This window comes from Agaribacterium haliotis (genome assembly GCF_002312815.1).
GTDB lineage: Bacteria > Pseudomonadota > Gammaproteobacteria > Pseudomonadales > Cellvibrionaceae > Agaribacterium > Agaribacterium haliotis.
In genome coordinates this window covers 1-3,296 of record NZ_NKQJ01000029.1, presented here as the reverse complement: position 1 = coordinate 3,296, position 3,296 = coordinate 1, and the positions used below count along the sequence as shown (strand labels likewise).

The following is a 3,296-nucleotide window of genomic DNA, read 5'->3' as shown; positions in this document are numbered from 1 at the left end:
GACTGGGGTGAAGTCGTAACAAGGTAGCCCTAGGGGAACCTGGGGCTGGATCACCTCCTTAAACGATATCGCACACTCGTCATAAGTGCTCACACGTGTTGCTTGAATGCATTGACTTTCGCAAGAAAAAGAACAGATTTAAAAAGCCGATACAGTCTTGTATCGGCTTTTTTTATGCCTCATTATTTTGTTTTTCCCGCATGTGTTTGTCTGTCAAACTTGCTCTGTATTCTCTCGTTTCGTGGTGCAGCTAAAAGCTGTGCATTCCCTTCTTTATTTGTCTGAGGTTGGTGCCTGTTTATGAGTGATTTTGTGCGCGCGTTTTTATTTGTTTTTTTGGCTGTGCTTTGTGTCGGTGCGTGGGCCAGCGAGTCGACGCTTAGTGTGGTCCGTACCTTTAGCACGGACACGCCACCTGCAAATATCGCGGTGAGTCGAAGTGGGCGCATTTTTATGAGCACTCACCAGGCTTACGGCGCTGAGCAAAAGCTTCTTGAATTACTTCCAGATGGCGGTTCTCGAGCTTATCCCGATACACAGTTTTCGCCGCCAATTAATGCTGTGCTCGGAGTGATTGTTGATGAGCAGGATATTCTTTGGTTCCTGGATACCTCATGGGGTGAGGATGGTCTCGGTCGTGTGATTGGTTGGGATACCAAAAACGAACAGCTGTACAAGGTTTTTTATGTGGCGAGGCCTCTTGTGCACAAGGCTTATATCCTCAACGATATGGCTGTCGACCGAAAAAACAACATGATTTATATCACTGAAACCGCGTCCGATACGACTTCAGCCTTGCTGGTTGTTGATATCGATACGGGGCTGATACGACGCGTGCTTGAGGGTTCAAAGTCGACAGTCGCTGAGGACAAAAAAATGCTTATCGATGGTCAGCTTGTCAAAATGCAGGGGCAAGAGGCGCGTGTTGGTGTCAACCCCATCACCATCGATGTGAAGAATGAGTGGGTGTATTTTGCACCGATGTCGGCCGAATCTATATATCGGGCTAAGAGTGCTGACCTGGCTAACCCTAAACTCAGTGCCAAGCAGCTTGAAAAGCGTGTCGAGCGCTACGCCGCCAAGCCAATAAGTGACGGCATTACTATTGATCAAGCGGGCAATATCTACGTGTCTGATCTTGAAAAAAATGCAATTGGTATGATTGATGCGCAAAGGCAGTATCGTGTGTTATTTCAAGATGACAATTTATTAAGTTGGGTTGAAGGATTTGCGAACGCAGGTAAGCAAGGTATTTATGCAACCTCAAATAAGTTGCATTTATCACCGGCTTTTAACAATGCCGAACCGGGGCCCGACACCTTTTATTTATTGCGCTTTGAGCCGGCGGCATTTGCGGCGTTTGGGCGCTAGCTACTTCGAGGCTGTATATTGCAGTGGGTTTGAATAGTAAAGCGCTGCGCACAGTATTTTTTAACTTGGCGACTTGTTGTTGTCGTGGCAGTGCTGCAGACATGTGACAAGTTGTCTAATCAATATGAGTAGCAAGTTGAGTTCGGCACCGAACCTGTTGCCGCGCCCGAGCGTATCGCTTTGGCGCTGCTCGATACGCAAATGCACCCAGCGTTCGTCAGTAAAAATAGATCGGCTAATTGCCGAAATGAGGCTACGCCGGAGTAACGATATTCATCTGCCGGTATTTGTTTTTCCTCTGGGCAATTGAGCGACACCTGGTGATGCCGTCACAGGCGACAGCCTATTATATTGGCGCGAGGCAATTCTGAGCTTGTGTGCAAGTGCATGCCAGGTGCTTGGCGATGCGTTTGATATTCGGCAATCCCGCGAGGTTGTACTCGGCAATGGCGCACTGCCGTTAAATGTTTTGCAAAAGCAAGTACGGCAATGGCCGGATCTTAGTCGTCCAGGATCAGTGCCTGAACCTTGAAGAGCTGTTTTATTTCCGTAAGTACGAGATCCGGGCTCAGCTCCTTCATGCAATCATAACTGCCGCCGCAACTCGGCCTGCGTTTGCACGGCGAACAGTTTAAATCCATAAATAAAACGCGGCTGTTTTCGCAGCCGCTGTGCCGGTAGGGGCAGCTTGGGCCAAACAAGGCGATCGACGGAACCGGCAATGCCTGGCTGCAGTGCGTCAGACCATTGTCGACACCGATAATAACAGCGGCTTTTTGCATTAGGCTAATGGCTTCTAGTAGCTCTGTGCGCCCAGCTAGGTTAATAGCGCCACAGCGTCTCGCCAGTTGCTGGCCGCGGTTGCCCTCATGTTTGGCGCCAAGAATCACTGTCTTCATGTGGTAACGCCCGCGAATACGCAAAATCAGTTGCTGCCAGTATTCATCGGGCCAGAGTTTTTGTTCGCGGGTTGTAAATGGGCAAATGACAGCAAAAGGCTCGCCGGGCTCGAGGTACTCGGTGAGTAAATGTATGGCTCGGGTCTCTGCTTCGTCTGTATTGTAAACTTTGAGCTCCCAGTTTTGGTCGCTCCAGCCCATTTGGTTGACTAAGTAGCGGTAGTCCGCGCCCATCTGCTCGCGATTGGCAACGTTGCGGCTGACCATCTTGTGCATAAACCAGTAGCTGCCCTCTCTAGAGCCTATGCCAATACGCTGGCGGGCGGCACTAATCCAGGTGAAAAAGCCACTTTTTAGAAGGCCTTGTAAGTCGAGTGCGAGATCAAACTTATAATTGCGTAAGGTTTTACGTGCAAGTTTGACGGCACTCCACAGCTGTTTGTATTTCTTTTGTTTCCAGAGATCTTGCCAGTGTGCTTTGTCCCAGATAAAGAGCTCGTCTATGTAGGGGTTGTGTCTGAGCACCGCTGCGCTTTCTTTTTGTACTGCCCATACGATATGCGAGTTGGGGAATTGCTGCTTAAGAACTTGAGCTAGGGGGCTGGCCATAATGACGTCGCCGAGAGAGCTTAAGCGAACGATAAGGATGCATTTAGGTTGCTGAGATTTACGCATGAACTTGCGACTATAGTAGCTGTCTTAAAGCTGGGCATAGTAGCACGAAGGTGATTTACCGGCTGGCCTGCCGTTTTTGTTTGTTTTTTGCTCTCATTGGTCGCTCTGCATACCAATTTAAAAGGAATGTAAAAAACTTCAAAAAAGGCGTTGACCGCCAAAAATTCTAGTGTAATATGCGCGTCCTCGCTGGGGGGGACACACAGTTCAACACAGCGGGATTGCTGAGAAGCCTTGTTAAACAAGGCGGTCAAGGCAAGGCGCCAAAGGCGCCATGTTCTTTAAAAATGTGGAATTCTAAAGTAATCATAGTATTGAAAATGCGATGATTTGAGTTTCTAACTCAAGCAC

2 protein-coding genes and 1 rRNA gene are annotated in these 3,296 nt (G+C 48.6%); 2 read left to right on the top strand and 1 reads right to left on the bottom strand.

From position 1 onward, the window contains the following. A 16S ribosomal RNA gene (locus CFK45_RS18195) occupies window positions 1-61 on the top strand; the annotation flags it as partial. Window positions 62-300: 239 nt separating this feature from the next. Next, window positions 301-1,371, top strand: a complete 1,071-nt coding sequence (locus tag CFK45_RS18190) for an L-dopachrome tautomerase-related protein (RefSeq protein ID WP_096087875.1) — start codon at window positions 301-303, stop codon at window positions 1,369-1,371. Between the two features lie 500 nt (window positions 1,372-1,871). On the opposite strand, the gene CFK45_RS18185 is transcribed toward CFK45_RS18190, so the two are convergent. Then, window positions 1,872-2,879: a glycosyltransferase family 9 protein gene (locus tag CFK45_RS18185; protein ID WP_158224762.1), complete on the bottom strand. Its 1,008-nt coding sequence runs from the start codon at window positions 2,877-2,879 to the stop codon at window positions 1,872-1,874. Between the last annotated feature and the right edge of the window lie 417 nt (window positions 2,880-3,296).